This window comes from Labilithrix sp., from assembly GCA_019637155.1.
Classification (GTDB): domain Bacteria; phylum Myxococcota_A; class Polyangia; order Polyangiales; family Polyangiaceae; genus Labilithrix.
The window spans coordinates 256796-276530 of the sequence record JAHBWE010000001.1; the positions used below are offsets into that span (position 1 = coordinate 256796).

The following is a 19735-nucleotide window of genomic DNA, read 5'->3' on the forward strand; positions in this document are numbered from 1 at the left end:
ATACCGCCCCGTTCTCGGGTATAGGACCCGCGCCGATGCGTCTTCTGTTCGCTGTCCTCTTCAGCCTCGCCGCGCTCGTCTTCGTTCGCGAAGCGAGGGCGGACGAGCCGGAGCCGCCGCCGACGGTCTACCTCTACACGATCGGGCCGCACAGCGACTTCCCCTCCCGGCTCGGGCACGCGTTGCTCTGCGCGCGCGAGGCGGGGCACGACGAGCCCGCGCACGGTCGCTGCTTCGATTACGGCGTCGCCGACAGCGAAGACATGTTCGAGGTGGGCTGGACCGCGATGCGGGGGCGTCCGAACTTCGTGCCGGTCGTCATCGGTGAGAGCGTCATGCTCGAGTTCTTCAAGGAGAGGGGGCGCGCGATCGAGCGGCAGAGCCTCCCGCTCTCCGGCCAGGAGGCGGCGAGCCTCGTCGGCGCGATGGAGCGGGAGGTGAGCTCCGGCAAGCCCTTCGCGTACCACCCGTACTGGGCGAACTGCACGACCAAGCTCCGCGATCACATCGACGTCGCGACGAACGGCAAGCTCCGGCCGGGCCCCTCGACGATCCCGCCCGGCACGCTGCGCGACTACTTCGAAGAAGGGCACAGCGGACGCATCGCCATCCTCACCGCGATGGCGATCTACTTCGGCGAAGGCAACGACCACCGGCCGACGCCGTGGGAGGCGATGCTCGTCCCCGCCATCTTGCGCGACGGCGTCGCGGAGCGGTTCGGCGTGCCGCCGGAGCAGGTCGCGGAGCGGCTCGAGCCGGTGCTGCCGACGAGCCGCGCGCTCGGTCGCATCGTCGTGTTCGTCGTCGCGTTCGCGCTGTTCCTCACCGTGCGCTTCTGCGCGCGGAGGGATCGGCTCGGGCTCGCGCTCAAGATCGTCGGCGGCACGCTCGGGACGCTCGCGGTCACGGTGGAGATGACGAGCGCGCTCGTGAAGTGGCCGGAGATCAGCCACAACTGGGCGCTCCTCCTCTTGTGGCCGATCGACCTCGCGCTGCCATACCTCGGCAAGCGGCTCGCGCTCTACTTGAAGATCCGGATCGCGGTCACGGTCGTGGTGGCCGTCCTCGAGATCGTGAGCGTCGCGCACCAGCCGCTCCTCCAGCTCGTCGCGCTCGTCGTGCTCCCGTTCGCGGCCCTCCTCTCCGCCCTCAAGTCCGCGAAACCGGTGACGGAAACGGAGCCCGCTCCCGCGGTGTAAGGCCGTGCTCGACGCCCGCGTTGATCGGGCATGCGAACGAGCTCGGTCCTTGCGGTGATGGCGTCGGTGGTGGCGGTGGCGTGCGGCGGCTCGATGGATCGCGCGCCCAAGTCTGCGGCGGCGCCCGCGGCCGAGCCCTCCGGCGGCGCCGCGTACGCGCCGTCGGAGTCGGAGTCCGCGAGCTACGCGCAGCCCGGCTACCCCGCCGCGACGCCCTCTCCCGCCGCTCCGCCGCCCGCCGCCGGCGCGCCTTCGCCCGTCGTCTCGGCGAGCTCCGCGAAGGAAGAGGCGCGCGCGGCCGACGCGCCGATCGCAGTGTCGCCGCGGTCCGAGCCGCGCCGCCTCCCGCAGCCCGGCCAGCTCACCGCCGGCATCTGGGACGACAACCGTAACTACGAGTTCTGGAAGCCCTACGCCCTCGGCTTCCGGCGCGACAACGGCGGCGACTTCTCGATGTTCACGGAGCAGGAGATGGAGACCGCGCGCGACGCCGCGAACGCGGCGCAGTCGCCGCGCGGCGAGCTCGACGTGCAGCTCGTGCTCGACACGACCGGCAGCATGGGCGACGAGCTCTCGTACCTGCAGAGCGAGTTCGACTCGATCGCGGCGCGGATCAAGACGCGCTTTCCGCAGATGACCCCGCGCTGGAGCCTCGTCCTCTATCGCGACAAGGGCGACGAATACGTGACGCGGCAGTTCGACTTCACGACCGACACGAACAAGTTCCGCGCCGACCTCCGCGCGCAGTCGGCGTCCGGCGGCGGCGACACGCCCGAGGCGGTGGTGCAGGGCCTCGACGCCGGCGCGAAGATGAGCTGGCGCGCGCAGCAGAGCAACGTCGCGAAGGTCGCGTTCTGGGTCGCCGACGCGCCCGCGCATCCGGGGGAGGGGAAGCAGCTCGCGAGCGTCGTCAAGAACCTCAAGGCGAAGGGCGTCCACGTCTACCCGGTCGCGTCGAGCGACACCGACGACGCGGCCGAGTACCAGATGCGCAGCGCCGCGCAGCTGACCGGCGGCCGCTACGTGTTCCTCACGAACGACTCGGGCATCGGCAACGCGCACGCGGAGCCGCACATCCCGTGTTACGCGGTCACGCGCCTCGACAGCGCGATCCTGCGCTCGATCGAGACGGAGATGACGGGCCGCCGCGTGGAGCCGTCGAACGAGGACGTCCTCCGCACCGTCGGCAAGCCCGACGCGCAGGGCAAGTGCAAGCTCTCGAGCGGCGCGCTCGTCGCGAGCTTCTAGCGGTTGCCTTCGACCTTCAGCGTCCACTTCTCGGTGGCGCTGCACGTGCCCGAGACGTGGCGGACCTCGATCATCACGAGGTAGTCGTCGTCCGCGCCGAGCGTGGCGTCGGGCTGCGAGTGCGAGATCACGTCGTCGCCGGTCAGCTTCGTCGAGCTCTTCGTCGCGGTGCTGCACGACCGCGTGTGGATGAAGAGGTCGTAGTTCGTGCCCGGCGGCGACGTCAGCGTCGCGCGCACGCGGAGCGGCCGCCCCGACCAGCTGTCCTCGCCGACGACGACCTTCATCCAGTACGAGGTCGAGCCGGTGGCGCGCGCGACGTCCGAGTACGAGTCGCCGCTGACGTAGCCGAGGTTGAGCGACGTGCCGGAGCACGTCGACGACGAGCCGCACACCGACGCGTCGCCGCCCGACGACGAACCCGACGACGAAGAAGACGAGGAAGAACTGGAGGAAGAAGACGTAGAAGAAGAGGACGAGCCGGTGGAAGAGGAGCTCGACCCGGACGCAGCACCAGAAGAAGAGGACGAGGACGTCGCTCCAGAGCTGCTGCTGCTCGACGTCGTCGACGCGCCTGCGTCGCCCGTCTCGTCCGCCTCCTGCTCCTCGTCCTCCGGCAGCTTCGTCGGCGGCTTCGTCTTCGGTATCTTCTTGCTCGACGAAGGATCGACCTCCGGCGTTTCGTCGATGGGCTCGGCCGGAAGGAGCCCCATCATCGGGTCGGCGTCCGGCGAATCGGCGCACCCGAACACCGCGAGACCAACCAACGCCGCCGCCAAGAGGGTGCCCCCATGTTTCATGGCGTCGCGTATAGCGCATGAAATGTCCGGCGCTGTCGGCTTTTTCACCACACTCTGAAAGTCTGAAAAACGGCAGCGTTTTCATTCGGTTGTCGTGGGACGGCGAATCTGAAATCGTCCGGGCGCTTCCGGTACGCGTCCTGCTCTGAGGGCTCTTCATGGAGCTTTTCGGGGCTGATCTTCGGGACGTGGCGCGACTGGGGGGTGATCTTCGCGCGGGGACGCGGGCGTGTCGCGAGCACCGCATCGGTGGCGGCCGGACCCTTCGGCACATCCTCGCCGTGATCTCGGCGAGCATCCTGATGACGACGGTCAGCGGGTGCGCGGCACCCACCGAGGACGTCGGCGAGGACGAGGCGGCGACGACCTCGCTCGAGGAGACCGAGCCGACCAGCGCGGCCGGTCCGACCGGTCCGACCCCGGCGGAGGTGATGGCGAAGCTCGCGACGTGCCGCAAGCTGAACGCGAGCCGCTACGCGAAGGACGCCGGCGGCGCGGCGACGATCGACGTCTGCGGAGGCCCGAACGGCGTCGTCTTCTTCACCGCCGACATGGACATCGACTGCGACGGCAAGCAGAGCGCGGTCTGCAACAGGAACACGGACGCCTCGTACCAGCCGCAGACGGCGGGCGTGGACTCGAAGGGCAAGCCGCTCGACGCGGCGGCGCTCCCGTTCATCGTCGTGCCCGGCGTGAGCTCGCGCTGGAGCTACAAGAGCGCGGGGATCAAGATGGGGACGGTCGCGGCCGTCATCTACGACGGCAAGATCGAGTACGGCATCGTCGGCGACGTCGGCCCGCAAGCGATCATCGGCGAGGCGTCGTACGCGATGGCGAAGCGCCTCGGGATCAACCCGCACCCGTCCTACGGCGGCACGTCGAGCGGCGTCACGTACGTCATCTTCCCCGACGCAAAGGTCACGAAGAACGAAGACCACGCCCAGGCGGTGCGCCTCGGCGTCGAGCGCGCTCGCCATCTCGTCGGCGAGTGACACGCGCCCGGCAGCACACGACCGCTGGCCGCTCCCGGCTCGTCGGAGCGCGATACGAAGGTCACGCCGCTGCGCGAGGGCTGCTCGAGGTCACCAACGCCACCAGCGCTTCTTGGGCTTGCGCTTGGGGCGAGGCTCCGGGAAGCCGAGCTCGTACCAGAGCCCGCGGTTGCGTCGCGCAGTGCTTGCGCCCGCGCGCAGCGCTTCGAGCTCGACTTCGTCGTGGGCCTCGAGCGCTTTCCGGCGGTGCTTCTTGTCGCTGTGGCTGCGGGGCGTTGGTCGAAGCGCGAGGTCGGTGAGCTTTCAGTTTTGACGGTTTCTCATTACAATTTGCCAATGCGGGATCGCAGCACCCGTACGGCGAGCCTCCGCGGCAGTTGGTTCGTGCTGGTGCTCGCTTCATGCAACGCCATCGCCGGTCTCGACGGCGAATATGGGGTCAACGAGAGTCTGCCGGACAGCGGACCCGCAGAACCCCCCGAGGCCGGGGGAGCCACCAGCAGCAGTTCGTCGTCGTCGAGCAGCAGTGGATCGTCCTCGTCGTCGTCGAGTAGCTCGTCGGGGAGCACGGACGCGGCGCCGGACGTAAGTGACCCTCCTGACGCCGCCCCGGATGCCACCGATCCGCCGGACGCGGCTCCGGACGCCGCGCCGGACGCCGCGCCCGATGCTGGACTCTCGTTCTGCCAGCGAACGACTGCCCCGTTCTGTAAAGACTTCGAGGACGGAAAGGAGCCGCCGAGCTTTGGCTGGGCTCCCCCGTCTCCCGTCCTCCAACGGGGAACACTCACGCTCGTCGTGAACGAGCTCGAGGGGACCAGTCTTCGCGCGGCGGTCACTCCCGATGGAACTCCGGGCGCGGTCGTCCTCTGGTCGACCGGGACGATGCCGCCGAGCAAACACCTCCGGCTCCGCTTTCGCCTCCGCGTCCCCACCGGAGCCAAGACCTACGCCGTCGTCGGCGCGCTGAGAGTGGGCAATCACGGGATGGAACACGGCCTCGCGGTCGATCCGTGTCCAGAGAGCACGAACGGCTGCTTCCGGGAGAACCAACCGGACGGCCGCACGCCCGGCAGCGGAGGCACCAGGGTCCCGATCGATCCGGGCGTCGTCCACGACGCCGAAGTCACCCTCCGTTGGAGCGGTACGGAGTGGGCAGGCACGGTCTCTGTGAATGGAACGCTCCTCCGCGCCCGACCGAACGCTCTGCCGAACCTGACGACGAGCAACGCCGGGACGCACTTGGTCGGCGTCGGCGCCTTCTATACCGGCAGGCAACCTGGGACGACCGAGGTCATCGTGGACAACGTGTATGTCACTCACGAGCCGTAGGCTTCGTTCGTCGCGCTCCTCGCTCTTCCACTTCCAGATCGGGCTGTGGGCGAACCTCCATCAGGTCCTCATCCACGAGTCGCTGCCGCCGAGGCGGGGCTTCAGGCCCGGCACGGCGTGCACGATCGCCTGGTGATTCCCGTCGTCCACCGCTCGCACGGCTCGAGGGAGCGCGCTCGCCGACGTTCAGGCGCCGGACTTCTTCGCTTCGAGCTGCTCCCAGCGCGCGGTGAGCTTCGCGGCGTGGGCGCGCGCTTCGTCGAGGCGTGACTGGACCGCGACGGCGGCGCCGGCCGCCGCGCCGGGGGCGTAGGCTGCGCCGAGCTCCGCTTCGAGCGCAAGGGCCGCCTGCTCCGCCGCGTCGATCTGGTCCATGATGCCGTCGAGCTCGCGCTGCTCGTTCTTCGAGAGGCCGGACGGCTTGGGCTTCTCGACCGGCTTCGCGACCGGCGCCTTCGCCGGGACCGCCGCCGCTCGCGCGCGCGCCGCCGCGTAGGCCTGGTACGCGCCGGCGTATTGCGTCACGCGGCCGTCGCCCTCGAACGAGAGGATGCCGGTCGTCACGCGATCGAGGAGGTAGCGATCGTGCGTGACGACGAGGAGCGAGCCCTCGTAGGTGGAGAGGAACTCCTCGAGCGCCGAGAGCGTGTCGGTGTCGAGGTCGTTCGAGGGCTCGTCGAGGAGGAGCAGGTTCGCGGCGGAGGCGAGGAGCTGTGCGAGCGCGAGCCGTGCGCGCTCGCCGCCCGAGAGCGCGCCGACCTTCTTCCGCTGCGCGTGCGAGTCGAACATGAAGCGCTCGAGGTAGCTCCGCGGATCGACCCGCTCCTTCTCGACGCTCGGCACCGCGCGCGCGACGGTCTCGAAGATCGAGAGGTCCGGGTCGAGCGACGCGCGCTCCTGATCGAGGTAGCCCACGCGCACGCGGCGGCCGAGGCCGATCGTGCCCTCGGTCGTGACGTGTTTGCCGAGCGCGTCGGGATCGCCCGCGGCGGCGAGGATCGCGCGCATGAGCGTGGTCTTGCCCGCGCCGTTCGGGCCGAGGATGCCGAGGCGCTCGCCGCTCGTCATCGCGAGGTCGAGGCTGCGAACGAGGACGCGCTCGCCCATCTTCATCGTGAAGCCGCGCACGTCGAGGATGCTCTTGCCCGCCTCCGCGACGTCGGCGCCGAGCTCGACGCGGCCCTCGTCGCGGACCGGCTTCGCGCCCTTCGCCTCTTCGGCGCGTTCGATGCGCGCCTTCTGCTTCGTCGTGCGCGCCTTCGGCTGGCGGCGGAGCCACTCGAGCTCGGTGCGGAGGAAGTTCTGGCGGTTCTTCTCCGTGCGCTCGGCCATCGCCATGCGCTCCGCCTTCGCCTCGAGGTACGCGGCGTAGCCGCCCTCGTAGGCGTAGACCTGCCCGCGCTCGACCTCGATCGTGCGGTCGGCGATGCGGTCGAGGAGCCAGCGATCGTGCGTGACGAAGAGGACCGCGCCGCGGAACTCGTCGGCGAGGAACTTCTCGAGCCAGTCGATCGTGTCGGCGTCGAGGTGGTTGGTCGGCTCGTCGAGGATCATCACGTCGGGCTGACCGACGAGGACCTGCGCGAGCGCGACGCGACGGCGCTGGCCGCCGGAGAGCTGGCCCGCCGCGCGCTCGATCAAGTCCCCGACCCCGAGGTGATGGAGCACGCGCTCGACCTCGTGCGTGCGATCCCACCCCCCGAGCCGTTCGACCTCGGCGCCGGCCGCGAGCTGATCGGAGAGGAGCTCGTCGGTCGCCTCGCCCGCCGCGATGCGGGCGGTGATCTCGTCGTGCCGCTTCTTCGCGTCGAGCCACGCGTCGAGGCCGCGCTCGACCGTCGCGCGGACCGAGAGCGCGCCGTCGAGGTCCGGCTCCTGCGCGAGGAACGCGACGCGCGCGCCGCGACGGAGCGCGATCGTGCCGCCGTCCGCGGGCTCCACGCCGGCGAGGATCTTCGCGAACGTGCTCTTGCCCGCGCCGTTCCTGCCGACGACGCCGACGCGTTCGCCCTCGTCGATCGTGAGCGACGCCTTCGCGAGGAGCACGCGCTCGCCGTAGGCTTTGTCGACGTCGAGGGCCGCGAGGACGCTCATGCGCCCGTGAGTCATACCCGAGGAGCGCGCCGAAATGCGAAGGATCTTCGCATCTTGGCGACTGGATCGCCGCGGTTGCTCGGGCTACGGCGGCTGCTAAGCTTGCTCGAGGCACGGCTGGTCACGGGCACGGTTTGAGGTCTCTCGGAAAATTTAGAGGGGAATCGGGCACGACTCGCAGACGGACTGTCGGCGTGGTGGGCACCGCTACGCATTTCCATCCGCCGATTGAACGGCTCGCGTCGGGTGGACTTCGGGAACGGGATCTGAGCCGGTTGGAAACGGGATTCGAATGAGCTCGCGCCTCTACGTAGGAAACCTCTCCTACGACACCGATACGGAGACGCTCCGTCAGGCCTTTTCCGCGAGTGGCGAAGTTACCGACGCCCACGTCGTGATGGACCGCGAGAGCGGCCGTTCGCGTGGCTTCGGCTTCGTCACGATGGCGACGCCCGATCTCGCGAAGAAGGCCATCGAGACCATGAACGGCACCATGCTCGACGGCCGCGCCATCCGCGTGAACGAGGCCGAGGAGCGTCCGCGCGGCGGCGGCGGCGGCTTCGGCGGCCCGCGCAGCGATCGCGGAGGCGGCGGCTTCGGCGGCGGGGGAGGTGGTCGCGGCGGCGGCGGCTTCGGCGGCGGCGGCGGCGGCTTCGACGGCAGCCGCGGTCGCGGCGGTGGCCGTGGCGGTGGTGGCGGCGACTTCGGCGGCGGTCGCGGCGGCGGTGGCCGCGGCGCGCGCGGTCGCTGAAGCAGCACGATCGCTGCGACGCGCACGGTCGCTGAGGCGCTCGGTCTTCCGGCGCGTCAAGGCGACTTCGACGAGCTCGATTCTTCGGAAGGGCCGGCGGCTTTGCTGCCGGCCTCTTTCTTTCGCGCGGCGAGCGCGGTGAGCGCGCGGCGGCGGAGGCGATCGGACCAGGGCGGCGCGGCGAAGTGGAGGTCGCGCGCGTTCGGGGTGGCGAAGCGGAGCTCGCGGTCGCCGCGGAGCGTGATGACGCCCTCGTCGACGTCGACGGCCTGCACGCTCTCGATCGCGAACGACTCGCTGTCGAACGCGCTCCGCAGCTCGAAGGAGCTCCCGCGGACGACGAGCTGCCGCGCGAGCAGGAACGTACGGAGCTCGATCGCGAAGAAGACCAGCACGAAGGCGCCGTACCAGGCGTGCGCGGCGAGGAGCACGAGCGTCACCGCGACGAAGCGGAACGGCGCGAGGAGATCGCCCTTGCGCGGCCGGTTCCCCGCGACGACCTCGTGCCCGCCGAGCGCGCGCGCGAACCGCTTCGCCTGCTCCCGGTTCTCGAACCACAGCGCGAGGAGCGCGAGGTCTCCGCCGTGGCCGCGTGACTCACGCGGCACGCGCTCCCGAAGGTCGCAGAGGCCGATCACGACGCGCGGCTCGAGCGGATCGTCGTCGAGCCACACGTCGCGGACGTCGTCACGCGCGATGAGCTTGCCGCCGACGTCGAGCGCGCGGTCCTCCGTCACGACGACGTGCTGCGGCGTCGAGCCGAAGCGCCGGCCGACCGAGCTCGCGACGAGGAACGGCAGCATCACGAACGCGGGCACGAGCCCCAGCGCGACCGCGATGCCCGCGACGACGACGAGCGCCGCCGCCGCGTTCGCCCACGGCGGCCGCCGCTCGACCTCGACGTCGAACGGAAGCGCGTCGCTCAGAACGTGTCCTTGAGGCGCTGGGTGAGGGTCTCGAGGACCTTCACCCGCGCGTAGTACTTGTCGTTCGCCTCGACCGTCGTCCACGGCGCGTAGGCGGTGCTCGTGCGGTCGATCATGTCGCTCGCGGCGACGACGTAGTCGTCCCACTTCTTCCGGTTGCGCCAGTCCTCGGCCGTGATCTTGAACTGCTTCCGCTTCGTCGCCTCGCGCTCCTTGAAGCGCTTCATCTGCTCTTCTTTCGTCACCGCGAGCCAGAACTTCGCGACGACGTAGCCGCTCTGCGAGAGCTGCTCCTCGAACTCGTTGATCTCGCGGTACGCGCGCGACCACGCGTCCTCCGTCGCGAAGCCCTCGACGCGCTCGACGAGGACGCGCCCGTACCACGAGCGATCGAAGATGACGAAGCGGCCGAGGCGCGGGACCTGACGCCAGAAGCGCCAGAGGTACGGCTGCGCGCGCTCCTCCTCCGTCGGCGCGGCGATCGGGATGACGTGGTACATGCGCGCGTCGATCGCCTGCGTGATGCGCCGGATCGCGCCGCCCTTGCCGCCGGCGTCCATGCCCTCGAACACGAGGACGATGGAGTGCTTCTGCATCCCGCGGTGGCGCGAGAGGCGCCCGAGGGTCTCCTGCGCGCGCTTGAGGCGCTTCTTGTAGTCGTCCTTCTGGAGCGCGCGCGAGTAGTCGAGGTTCTTGAGGAGCCCGGTCGTGTCGATCGTGTTCAGCATCGACACCGCCGACGCCGGCATCGCGCGCGCGCCCGTCGCCTTCCCGTTCGTCTTGGACTTCGGCGTCGCGCCGAGCCGCCCGCGGATGGCGGCGAGGAGCGCGCGCCCGACCGTGAGGGTGCGGTACTTCTCGTTCGCGCCGTCGATCACGAGCCACGGCGCGGCGCCGGTGCTCGTCTCGCGGAGCGCGTGGGCCGACACGCGGCGGAAGCGATCGTACTTCTCGAAGCTCGCCCAGTCCGCCTTCGTGACGCGCCAGCGCGTGAGCTTGTCGGCCTCGAGCTCCTTGAGCCGCTTCTTCTGCGCCTTCTTCGAGAGGTGAAACCAGAGCTTCACGAGGACGGTGCCGTCGTCGACGAGGACCTGCTCGAAGTGCCGGATCGCTTCGAGCTCGACGTCGAGCCCGCGGTCGTCGGTGCGGCTCTCCACCCGCTCGTTGATCGGGTTCGTGTACCAGCTGCCGAAGAGGACGCCGATCTTGCCCTTCGGCGGGAGCGCGCTCCAGAAGCGCCACATCGGTGGGCGGAGCCGCTCCGCCTCCGTCGGCGCGCCGAACGCGGTGCTGCGGACGTGCCGCGGATCGAGCCACTCCTGGAGGAGGTTCACCGTCTCGCCCTTCCCCGCGCCGTCGACGCCGTTCACGAGGACGATCACGGGGAACGACTTGTCGTCGAGCATCTCGTACTGCGCGTCGAGGAGCGCCTCGCGCAGCGTCTCGATGTCCTTGTCATAGGTCTTCTGGTTGACCTCGTGGCGCATCTCCGCGGACTCGAACATCGACCCAGAGTACGCTAATCGTCAGGGCGATGGCGGACGAGGAACAGCCGAAGGAACCGCTCGCTCCGGAGGAGCCGGAGGCCCCGCCGAACAAGCTCCACGAGTGGGGAGCGGCCGCCCTCATCATGGTGCTCCTCGCCGGCATCCTCTACACCTTCCTCAGCTTCATCCGCGGCGCGGGCATGTGAGTTGTTCTTCGTCCTCTCGAAGATCCTCGACGTCCTCCTCTCGCCGCTCGCCTGGGCGATGATCTTCGTCGCGCTCGCGACGCCGTGGCGGCGTCCGCGCCGCCCTGCCCGCTGGAAGCGGCAGCGGCTCTTCGCGGCGCTCGGCCTCGCGACGCTGTACCTGTTCTCGACCGACCTCGTCGGCAACTGGCTCTTCCGCCGCCTCGAGCAGCAAGCGGTGTCGACCTACCGCCCGGACGAGGTCTACGACGCGGTCGTCCTCCTCGGCGGCGTGGGCGACGAGCGCGTCGAGGCCGAGACCGGCGAGCTCGCCTGGAACGACAGCGTCGAGCGCCTCATCACCACCCATCGCGTCCTCGCGGAGGGCCGCGCCCGCTTCGCGATCCTCTCCGGCGGCTCGCTCGATCCCGCGCTTGTCGACCACACCGAGGCGCGGATGCTCGCGCGCCAGCTCGCGCGCTGGGGGATCGCGCCGTCGCGGCTCATCGTCGAGGAGCAAGCCAGGAACACGCGTGAGAACGCGGTCTACTCGAAGCGGATCGTGGAGGAGCGCGCGTTCACGAAGGTGCTCGTCGTCACGAGCGCGTTCCACATGCGCCGCTCGGAGGAGTGCTTCGCCGCGGTGGGGCTCCCGGTCGACACGCTCGCGACGGACTTCCGGGCCCACGGGTGGCCGCCGGACTCGTGGCTCCCGCGCGCGTCGTCGTTCCAGATGTCGACCGCCGCGCTCCGCGAGACGTTTGGACTCTACATCTATCGCGCGCGGGGTTACGCGCGCGCGGCGAACAGGTAGGATCCACGCGTGGAAGACGACGGCCGGACGGTGGCGGGGATCGGCGTGGCCCCCGAGCCCGCGGCCGAGCGCACCGTCCGCGGCGGGACGCCGGCCGGGATGGAGCCGCGCGAGCCGAGGCCGAGCATCGCCGGCATTCGGCGGATCGGCCGCGGCGGCATGGGCGTCGTCTGGGAGGCGCACGAGCATCGCTTCGAGCGCCCCGTCGCGATCAAGGTCCACGCCGACGGCGGTCCCGAGCGGTCGAAGGACGAGCTGTTCGCGGAGGCGTTCGTCGCGGCGAAGATCGGCGATCCCGGCATCGTCCGCGTGCTCGACGTCGGCTACACGCTCGACGAGCAGCCGTACTACGCGATGGAGCTCGTCGCTGGGACCGACCTCGCGGTGCTCCTCGCCGACGGCGCGCTCTCGCCGCGCCGCGCGATCGACGTCGCCGCCGACATCGCGCGCGCGGCCGCCGCCGCGCACGAGCACGGCGTCATCCATCGTGACCTGAAGCCGCGCAACGTCATCATCGACGTGAGCGGGCGCGCGCGCGTGCTCGACTTCGGCATCGCGCTCAACGTGCGGGCGGGGGATCGCTTCGAGGGCGTCGTCACCGGCTCGCCGAGCTACATGGCGCCCGAGCAGGCGCTCGGTCAGAAGATGGGGCCGCAGACGGACATCTTCGCGATCGGCCTCGTCCTCTACGAGATGCTGACCGGCACGCGCGCCTTCACCGGCGCGACGATCCCGGAGCTCCTCGCCGCGATCTGCACCGCGGAGCCGGAGCCGCCGTCGGCGCGGAACCCGGCCGTGCACGAGGACCTCGACACCGTCGTCCTCCGCTGCCTCGCGAAGGACCCCGCCGAGCGCTTCACGAGCGCGCGCGTCCTCTTCGAGACGCTGCGCGCGCTCGCGGAGGGCAAGAGCATCGACGTCACGCCGCTCAGCATGCGGCGACCGTCGTACACGCCGAAGGTCCTCACGCCGCCGCCGCCCGATCGGCCGCGGCGCGAGGACGCGAAGAAGCACCTCGCGTGGACGTGGAAGCTCGCGTCGTCGCCGCAGGCGCTCTGGCCGTACGTCGCGAACACCGAGCGCGTGAACCGCGCGGTCGGCCTCACGCCGGTGAACTTCACCGACGAGCCGAGCCCGGAGGGCGGGGCGATCCGCACCGGCGAGATGCGGGTGATGGGCCTCGCGCTCCGCTGGCGCGAGTACCCGTTCGAGTGGGTGAAGGACCGCGAGCACTCCGTGTTCCGCTGGTACTCGAGCGGACCCGTCGCCGCGCTCTGGAACCGCGTCGCGCTCGAGCCGCTCGACGGCGGCGGCTGCGAGCTCCGTCACGACGTCTGGATGAGCCCGCGCGGCGTGATCGGGCAGCTCGCCGCCTTCGTCGAGACGACGAAGCTCGGGTCGGCGTTCGATCGCTTCTATCGCCACCTCGACGAGGTGCTCGTCGCCGGCAACGGCGCCGATCCGTTCGAGGAGCCGCACGCTCCGACGCCGGAGGTCCGCGCCGCGGTCGATCGCGGCTCTGTGAAGCTGCGCGGGGAGGGGTTCGAGCGGACGCTCGTCGAGAAGCTCGCGCTCCACCTCCTCTTCGCGCCCGAGGCCTCGCTCCGCCGCATGCGACCTTACGAGCTCGCCGACACGTGGGGGACCGATCGCGGCGAGACCCTCGACCTCATGATCCACGCCGCGCACGAGCACCTCCTCGAGCCGGCGTGGGACGTGGTGTGCCCGAAGTGCATGCTCGCGCACGAGACGCTGCGCGAGCTCGCGCACGTGACGCGGATGGGCACGTGCAAGGCGTGCGTCCGCGCGTTCGAGCGCGATCTGCGCGAGTCGGTGGAGCTCGTCTTCGAGCCGCACGCGGCGCTGCGCGCGGTGGACCGAGCGACGTTCTGCGCCGGCGCGCCCGCGCTCCGCCCGCACGTGCTCGTCCAGCAGGTCATCGATCCCGGGTCGGAGCGGCAGGTCGCGGTGGAGCTGCCGCGCGGCACGTACCGCGTCGCCGGCGCGGTCGCCGGTGTCCCCGCCGAGCTCGTGGCGAGCCCGGTCGGGTTCGCGACCAACGTGGTGGTCCTCATCCAGGGCGATCGGATCGAGGCGCGCCCCGCGATCGTCCGCGCGGGCGAGGTCACGGTCGAGATCCGCAACCTGAGCGAGCACGAGGAGACGCTCCGCGTCGAGGTGCCGGGCGCGCGCGCCGACGGCGTCGCGGCCTCGATCGCGATTACGCACCCGTCGTTCCGCGAGCTCTACGACGAGCAGCTCCTCGCGCGCGGCGAGCTCGTGCCGGTGAGCGAGCTCGCCTTCGTGTTCGTCGCGATGAAGGACGCGAGCGCGCTCTACGAGGAGCTCGGCGACGCGGCGGCGTGCGCGGAGCTCTCGCGCCTCGACGAGCTCGTGCGCGCGACGTCGCGCGAGCACGAGGGCACGGTGGTTCCGTCGTCGCTCGACACGCTCGTCGTCGCGTTCCCGAGCGCGGCGCGCGCGTTCAAGGCCGCGCTCGCCGTCCGGCGCGAGATCGCGGCCGCGAAGCTCGGCGGCGCGATCGGCGTCGCGTGCCACGGCGGCCGCTGCATCGCGCTGACGCGGGCGGGCAAGGCGGAGTTCTTCGGCGAGACGCTGCACCGCGGTCAGGCGCTGATCGCGGACTGCCCGCCGGGCGGCCTCGCGCTCAGCGCCTCGATGACGGCGGACCGCGCCGTCGCGGTCGCGGTGCACGAGTCGGGGCTCGCGATGTCGGTCGGCAAGTCGGGCGCGGGCCCCTACGCCGGCCGCCGCGTCACGCTCCTCACTTCGGCGTGACGGGCGCTTCCTTCATCGTGCGAACGCCGGTGACGAGCGCGTCGTGCCAGTCGGCGCGCATCTCTGGCGTGATGGTGTGGCCGACGCCCTCGTACTCCTTGAGCTCGGCGTCGTTCCCCTCCGCCTTGAACGCGGCGATGGTCTCGCGGTCCCACTTGATCTCGAGGACGGTGTCGGTCGTGCCGTGGAGCGCGACGACGGGCGCGGCCTTCGATTTGTTCTTCGGGAGGAGCGGTCCGGGGCACGCGCCCGAGACCGGCACCGCGCGCAGGACGACGTCGGGGTGACGCGACGCCATCGCGTACGAGAGGATGCCGCCTTGCGAGAAGCCGGTGACGACCATCCGCCGTCCGGCCGCGACCTCGAGGAGCGCGGGCCACAGCTTCGCCTCCGCCTCGCCGACGGCGGCGCCGAACTGCTCGTCCGTCATCCCGTCCTCGAAGCGGAACCACGAGAAGCCGCCGCCGTGCGGGGTGAACGCGCGCGGGAGGACGAGGTGCGCCTGGGCGGGGAAGGCCTTCAGGCCCTCGACCCAGTGCTGAGGCCGATCGCCGAGGCCGTGGACGAGGACCACGAGCGGCGATCGCTCGTCCGCGTCGCGCGGGAAGAGCTCGATCATCTCGACGCCGGCGTGGGTCGTCGTCCGCGGCCACGCCGGCTTCGGCGGAGGCGGCGGCGTCTCTTTGCGCGTGCACGCGAGGGTCGCGAGCGGGGCGGCGAGCAGGATCTGACGTCGCGAAAGGAGCACCGCCCGATGGTACAATCTCCGCCGTGCTTCGCTTCGTCGCATTCGGCGCCTTCGTCGCGCTCGCCTTCCTCGCGTGCGCGGACAGCGGTGACGGGGGCGGCGGCGCAGGGCTCGACGCCGGTCCGCCGCCGGCGCCGACGATCGCGCCGTTGACCGAGACGCCGCCCACGACGGTGGACAAGACGCTGGTCCCGAAGACGGCGCGCGTCGATCCGTCCACGACGAAGAACCCCTCGTTCCCCGACGTGCTGGCGGGGATGCTCGAGCAGGGCTTCGGCGAGCTCGGCGCGGGGAGCGGCGACGCGTACGTGACGCGCACGCTCGACGACTCGACGCCGCCGCCGCCGGGGCCCAACGCCAAGCGGCTCACGCGCTTCGTCCACCTCGCCGATCTCCAGATCGCGGACGACGAGACGCCGACGCGCCTCGGCAACTTCGACTCCCCCGGGCTCACGTCCTCCGCGCTCCGCCCCCAGGACCCGTACCTCTGCCGGATGGGCAACGCCGCCGTCCGCACGATCAACGCGCTCCATGCGAAGGACCCGATCGACTTCACCGTGACCGGCGGCGACAACGCCGACAACGCGCAGGTGAACGAGGTCGACTGGGTGCTCGGCTTCCTCTCCGGCTCCCCGAGCGTGAAGTGCGACTCGGGCGACGACACCGACCTCGTGCCCGGTCCGGCGAACGATCCGAAGGACGCCTTCGCGGCGGAGGGGCTCGCGATGCCGTGGTGGTGGGTGACCGGCAATCACGACATCCTCGTTCAGGGCAACTTCGATATCGCGCTTCGTAATTCGGTCGCGATCGGCACCGACGCGAGCGGCGGTACTCGCAATTACCGGGACGGCAAGCCGGGCACGGTCGAGAGCGGCAATTTCGTCGTGCCCGATCCGCGGCGCGCGCTCCTCTCCCGCAAAGACCTGATGGCCAAAGTCGGCGCGGACAAAGACGGCCACGGCATCGGCGCGAAAGAGAAGGAGACGGGGCGCGCGACGTACACCTTCGACGTGGAGGGGACGCCGCTCCGGTTCTTGATCCTCGACACCGCGCACGAGACCGGCGGCGCCGAGGGCGTCATCACGCGGCGTCACGTCGACGACCACATCAAGGAGATGCTCGACACCGCGAAGCGCGACGGCAAATTCGTCATCCTCTCTTCCCATCACGCCGCGACGAGCCTCTCGAAGGGCGACGGCCTCGGCGGGAGCCCGGAGCCGGACGCGCTCCTCACCCAGGACTGGGCGGACTTCATTGGCAACTACGACAACGTCGTCTTCAGCATGGTCGGCCACTCGCATCGTCATCGTGTGCAGGCCGTGCGCGCCACGAACGGCCACGCCTACTGGGAGGTGATGACCGCGGCGATCGCGGATTATCCGCACCAGTTCCGGATCGCGGAGATCTACGATCAGGACAACGGGTGGCTCATGCTCCGCGCGACCGGCGTCGACATCGCGGTGGAGGGCGACGAGGTCGCGGAGGAGGGGCGCCGCCGCGGCGTCGTCGACTTCACGAGCGGCTGGCTCCCGGTCGATGACGTGACGGCGAAGGACAAGAACGTCGAGGTGTGGGTCAAGAAGCCGTGAAGCATCGTCTCCTCTTCTCCTTCTTCGTGCTGCTCGGGCCGGCGCTCGCCTGCAACGAGAAGAAGCCGCAGGTCGAGCCGACGCCGGTGATCGACTCCGCGCCGATGCCGGTCCCGCCGGTCGCGATCAGCGGCGTGCCGGTGAGCACCTTCGTCGACGCCGCGCTCCCCACCACGCCGTACGAGCAGGCGCGGCAATACGAGGAGAACGGCCAGCACTGGATGGCGCGCCTCGTCCTCGAGCCGAAGGCGTTCGGGGCGGAGGGGACGAAGCCGGAGATCGAGCTGCTCGCGCACGTGTGCAACGAGCAGGGCGACGAGGTCTGCGTCGACAAGTGCGCGCAGAAGCTCGGGGTGAAGAAGCTGAAGCTCGACGGCGGCCTCCCGAAGACGCCGCCGGCGGAGGTCCTGCTCGAACACAAGGAGCCGGACACCGACGCGGCGAAGGCGCGCGACCTGTTCCTCAAGAAGAAGACGAAGGAGGCGCGCGACATCCTCGAGCCGAAGGTGGTGGAGGGGAAGGCGTCGACGGACGAGATCCGCCTCCTCAAGACGATCTGCAAAGAGCAAGGCGACCGCATGTGCGTCGCCCTCTGCGACGCGAAGCTGAAGTGACGGTCGAGGCCTGGGCGCGCGCGTACGTCGAGTCGACGGACCTCGCGCACAAGCTCGCGCCGCCCGATCCGCCGGAGGAGTGGTCGGTCGCGCCGGTGCCGCCGCTCCGCCTCGCCGCGCCGGGCCGTCCGCCCGAGCTCCAGGTCACGGCGCGGGCGGAGAAGACGCGCGGCCTCAACGCGCCGTCGGGCCGGGCGCGCGCGCTCCACACGTTCCTCCATCACGAGCTGCAGGCGGCGGAGCTGATGCTCTGGGCGCTCCTCGCGTTCCCGAGCACGCCGCGCGACTTCCGCGCCGGCCTCGTCCGCGTCGCGCTCGACGAGGCGCGCCACATGCGGATGTACGCGGCGCGCATCGAGGCGCTGGGCCATCGCGTGGGCGACTTCGCGGTGCGCGACTGGTTCTGGGAGCGCGTGCCGACGTGCGAGGACGCGGCGAGCTTCTGCGCGGTGATGGGGCTCGGCCTGGAGAGCGCGAACCTCGAGCACGCCGCGACGTTCGCGGATCGCTTCCGCGCCGCGGGCGACGACGAGAGCGCGCGCGTGCAGGAGCTCGTCGGGCTGGAGGAGATCGCGCACGTCCGCTTCGGCGTGCGCTGGTTCACGGAGCTCACCGGCGGCCTCGATTTCGCGACGTGGAGCCGCTGCTTGCCCGCGCCGCTCACGCCGCTCCTGATGCGGGGGCGTCCCTTGGCGCGGGGCGCGCGTAAGAAGGCGGGGCAGAGCGACGCGTTCCTCGACGCGCTCGACGCGTGGGAGCCGTGAGCGGCGAGCACGTCGCGTGGGTGTTGAACCTCGACGCCGACCTCGAGCTCGCGGCGGGGAAGGAGTACGCGCCTTCGAAGGGCGTGCTCGGCGCGATGGCGCAGCACGTGGCGAAGCTCGCGCGCTCGCTGGTGGGCCCGGACGACGTGGTGCTGGCGGGGGACACGTCGCGGCTCGGCGTGGGGGCGGCGGCGCTCCGCGGGCGCGCGTTCTGTCCGACGCCGCGCGCGATCGCGCTCATGCGTCGCCACGGCGTGGAGCCGGAGGTGCATCCGGCGTTCGAGGTGTTGCGGCGGGTGAACGGGCGAGGGTTCTGCGCGGAGCTCGGGCAGACGCTCGCCGGCGCGGTGTTCGTCGTGTCGGTGGAGGAGGCGGCGAGGACGGTGGCGGCGCTGCCGCCGATCGGTCGGCAGTGGCGCGCGAAGCGCGCGTACGGGATGGCGGGGCGAGGCCAGCGGCCGATCGCGCCCGGCGCGCTGAGCGGGGCCGATCGGCGCTTCATCGCCGCGAGCATCGAGCGGGACGGCGGGCTCCAGATCGAGCCGGAGGTCGCGATCGTGCGGGAGCTCACGGTGCACGGGATGCTCGCCGCGGACGGGACGCTCCGGCTCGGACGCGTCGTCGAGCAACGCTGCGACGCGAGCGGCCAGTGGCGCGAGAGCGCGCCGCTCGACGCGGAGGGGCCGGAGGACATCCTGGTACCGTCGCTCGGCGACCTCGGCGACCTCGGCGACGAGGCGCGGCGTGTCGCGTCCGCGCTGCACGCCGCGGGCTACTTCGGTCCGTTCGGCGTCGACGCGTTCGAGCATCGCGACGGCGATCGCATCGTGCTCAATCCGCGGAGCGAGATCAACGCGCGCTACTCGATGGGCTTCCCTGCGAGCGGGCTCCTCGCGGGGCGCGCTTCGGTCGCGGCGCGCGCTCAGGACGCTCCGATCGCTCCGCCCGTTCAGCGCCCGTAGACGAAGCGCCAGACCTCGGGCGCGGCTTCGCGCCAGAGGAGCGCCGAGCCGACGCCGCACACGACGGCGATGAGGACGAAGAGCGCGGTGGCGGAGCGGCTGAAGCGCGCGAACGGCCTCGCGCTGAGGAGCATCGGCGCGGTGCCCGCCGCCGCGATGAGCCAGAAGAAGGAGGGGCCCATCTTGAGCGCCGCTGCCGACGCGAAGGCCACCGCCGACGCGAACGCGAGGCCGACGCCCCACGTCCGCGCGCGGAGCGCGGCGGTGGCGCCGAACAGCATGGCCGCCGCGGCGAGCGCGGTCGACGCCGCGAGCACGTGGACGGGGATCTGCACCGCCGCGCGGCAAAACGCGTAGAGGCCTGCGATCTGCGCGACGAAGAGGGCGGCTTGAAGGCGGTGGAGGCGCATGAAGGGAGCGTAGCATCGAGC

The 19735-nt window shown here is 71.0% G+C and carries 19 protein-coding genes; 13 read left to right on the top strand and 6 right to left on the bottom strand.

What is annotated here, in order from left to right:
- Window positions 1-35: 35 nt before the first annotated feature.
- A complete protein-coding gene (locus tag KF837_01125; GenBank protein ID MBX3225877.1) occupies window positions 36-1199 on the top strand; it encodes a DUF4105 domain-containing protein in 1164 nt (387 codons plus the stop codon).
- 30 nt (window positions 1200-1229) lie between these two features.
- Window positions 1230-2447 (top strand): VWA domain-containing protein, encoded by a 1218-nt coding sequence (locus KF837_01130; protein MBX3225878.1) that lies wholly within the window; start codon window positions 1230-1232, stop codon window positions 2445-2447.
- Here the strand turns inward: KF837_01130 and KF837_01135 are convergent.
- Window positions 2444-2842: a hypothetical protein gene (locus tag KF837_01135; protein MBX3225879.1), complete on the bottom strand. Its 399-nt coding sequence runs from the start codon at window positions 2840-2842 to the stop codon at window positions 2444-2446. The genes KF837_01130 and KF837_01135 overlap by 4 nt on opposite strands.
- Between KF837_01135 and KF837_01140 the strand changes: the two genes are divergently transcribed.
- The 3 genes from KF837_01140 to KF837_01150 all read left to right on the top strand — a co-directional run bounded on the left by KF837_01140 (window position 2811) and on the right by KF837_01150 (window position 5571).
- Entirely contained in the window at window positions 2811-3305 is a 495-nt protein-coding gene (locus KF837_01140; protein MBX3225880.1) for a hypothetical protein, read from the top strand. The genes KF837_01135 and KF837_01140 overlap by 32 nt on opposite strands.
- Before the next feature lie 223 nt (window positions 3306-3528).
- Entirely contained in the window at window positions 3529-4239 is a 711-nt protein-coding gene (locus KF837_01145; GenBank protein MBX3225881.1) for a glycoside hydrolase family 75 protein, read from the top strand.
- 384 nt (window positions 4240-4623) lie between these two features.
- Window positions 4624-5571 (top strand): hypothetical protein, encoded by a 948-nt coding sequence (locus KF837_01150; GenBank protein ID MBX3225882.1) that lies wholly within the window; start codon window positions 4624-4626, stop codon window positions 5569-5571.
- A 186-nt stretch (window positions 5572-5757) separates the two neighbouring features.
- Here KF837_01150 and KF837_01155 read toward each other — a convergent pair whose 3' ends face one another.
- Complete coding sequence (locus KF837_01155; GenBank protein ID MBX3225883.1) at window positions 5758-7665, bottom strand: ABC-F family ATP-binding cassette domain-containing protein; 1908 nt, start codon at window positions 7663-7665, stop codon at window positions 5758-5760.
- Window positions 7666-7957: 292 nt separating this feature from the next.
- Here KF837_01155 and KF837_01160 point away from each other — a divergent pair, with 292 nt between their 5' ends.
- Complete coding sequence (locus KF837_01160; GenBank protein ID MBX3225884.1) at window positions 7958-8416, top strand: RNA-binding protein; 459 nt, start codon at window positions 7958-7960, stop codon at window positions 8414-8416.
- Between the two features lie 56 nt (window positions 8417-8472).
- Here the strand turns inward: KF837_01160 and KF837_01165 are convergent, their stop codons facing one another.
- Both KF837_01165 and pap read right to left on the bottom strand, forming a co-directional pair.
- A complete protein-coding gene (locus tag KF837_01165; protein MBX3225885.1) occupies window positions 8473-9234 on the bottom strand; it encodes a hypothetical protein in 762 nt (253 codons plus the stop codon).
- Between the two features lie 104 nt (window positions 9235-9338).
- A complete protein-coding gene (pap, locus tag KF837_01170) occupies window positions 9339-10847 on the bottom strand; it encodes a polyphosphate:AMP phosphotransferase (GenBank protein MBX3225886.1) in 1509 nt (502 codons plus the stop codon).
- A gap of 29 nt (window positions 10848-10876) precedes the next feature.
- On the opposite strand from pap, the gene KF837_01175 reads away from it, so the two are divergent.
- Genes KF837_01175 through KF837_01185 form a run of 3 tightly spaced genes read left to right on the top strand, consistent with a single transcriptional unit; the run spans window position 10877 to window position 14627 of the window.
- Window positions 10877-11035 (top strand): hypothetical protein, encoded by a 159-nt coding sequence (locus tag KF837_01175; protein ID MBX3225887.1) that lies wholly within the window; start codon window positions 10877-10879, stop codon window positions 11033-11035.
- 58 nt (window positions 11036-11093) lie between these two features.
- A complete protein-coding gene (locus KF837_01180) occupies window positions 11094-11828 on the top strand; it encodes a YdcF family protein (protein ID MBX3225888.1) in 735 nt (244 codons plus the stop codon).
- 9 nt (window positions 11829-11837) lie between these two features.
- Window positions 11838-14627: a serine/threonine protein kinase gene (locus tag KF837_01185; GenBank protein MBX3225889.1), complete on the top strand. Its 2790-nt coding sequence runs from the start codon at window positions 11838-11840 to the stop codon at window positions 14625-14627.
- On the opposite strand, the gene KF837_01190 is transcribed toward KF837_01185, so the two are convergent.
- Window positions 14614-15375 (bottom strand): dienelactone hydrolase family protein, encoded by a 762-nt coding sequence (locus KF837_01190; GenBank protein ID MBX3225890.1) that lies wholly within the window; start codon window positions 15373-15375, stop codon window positions 14614-14616. The genes KF837_01185 and KF837_01190 overlap by 14 nt on opposite strands.
- Window positions 15376-15398: 23 nt before the next feature.
- Here KF837_01190 and KF837_01195 point away from each other — a divergent pair, with 23 nt between their 5' ends.
- From KF837_01195 to KF837_01210, 4 genes are read left to right on the top strand one after another with little or no spacing between them, the layout of a single operon-like run.
- Complete coding sequence (locus KF837_01195; GenBank protein ID MBX3225891.1) at window positions 15399-16964, top strand: metallophosphoesterase; 1566 nt, start codon at window positions 15399-15401, stop codon at window positions 16962-16964.
- Complete coding sequence (locus KF837_01200) at window positions 16961-17578, top strand: hypothetical protein (protein ID MBX3225892.1); 618 nt, start codon at window positions 16961-16963, stop codon at window positions 17576-17578. The genes KF837_01195 and KF837_01200 overlap by 4 nt, the downstream gene beginning before the upstream one ends.
- Complete coding sequence (locus KF837_01205; GenBank protein MBX3225893.1) at window positions 17545-18342, top strand: DUF455 family protein; 798 nt, start codon at window positions 17545-17547, stop codon at window positions 18340-18342. Before KF837_01200 ends, KF837_01205 begins: the two co-directional genes overlap by 34 nt.
- Window positions 18330-19304, top strand: coding sequence for a hypothetical protein (locus tag KF837_01210; GenBank protein ID MBX3225894.1), 975 nt, complete (start codon window positions 18330-18332; stop codon window positions 19302-19304). The genes KF837_01205 and KF837_01210 overlap by 13 nt, the downstream gene beginning before the upstream one ends.
- On the opposite strand, the gene KF837_01215 is transcribed toward KF837_01210, so the two are convergent.
- Entirely contained in the window at window positions 19292-19714 is a 423-nt protein-coding gene (locus KF837_01215; protein MBX3225895.1) for a hypothetical protein, read from the bottom strand. The two genes, KF837_01210 and KF837_01215, sit on opposite strands and share 13 nt — an antisense overlap.
- Window positions 19715-19735: the final 21 nt, after the last annotated feature.

Excerpts from the sequence above, each read along its gene's own strand:
- pap (MBX3225886.1), bottom strand. The coding sequence starts at position 10,847 with ATGTTCGAGTCCGCGGAGATGCGCCACGAGGTCAACCAGAAGACCTAT.
- KF837_01130 (MBX3225878.1), top strand. The coding sequence starts at position 1,230 with ATGCGAACGAGCTCGGTCCTTGCGGTGATGGCGTCGGTGGTGGCGGTG.
- KF837_01175 (MBX3225887.1), top strand. The coding sequence starts at position 10,877 with ATGGCGGACGAGGAACAGCCGAAGGAACCGCTCGCTCCGGAGGAGCCG.
- KF837_01125 (MBX3225877.1), top strand. The coding sequence starts at position 36 with ATGCGTCTTCTGTTCGCTGTCCTCTTCAGCCTCGCCGCGCTCGTCTTC.
- KF837_01215 (MBX3225895.1), bottom strand. The coding sequence starts at position 19,714 with ATGCGCCTCCACCGCCTTCAAGCCGCCCTCTTCGTCGCGCAGATCGCA.
- KF837_01155 (MBX3225883.1), bottom strand. The coding sequence starts at position 7,665 with ATGAGCGTCCTCGCGGCCCTCGACGTCGACAAAGCCTACGGCGAGCGC.
- KF837_01160 (MBX3225884.1), top strand. The coding sequence starts at position 7,958 with ATGAGCTCGCGCCTCTACGTAGGAAACCTCTCCTACGACACCGATACG.
- KF837_01180 (MBX3225888.1), top strand. The coding sequence starts at position 11,094 with ATGATCTTCGTCGCGCTCGCGACGCCGTGGCGGCGTCCGCGCCGCCCT.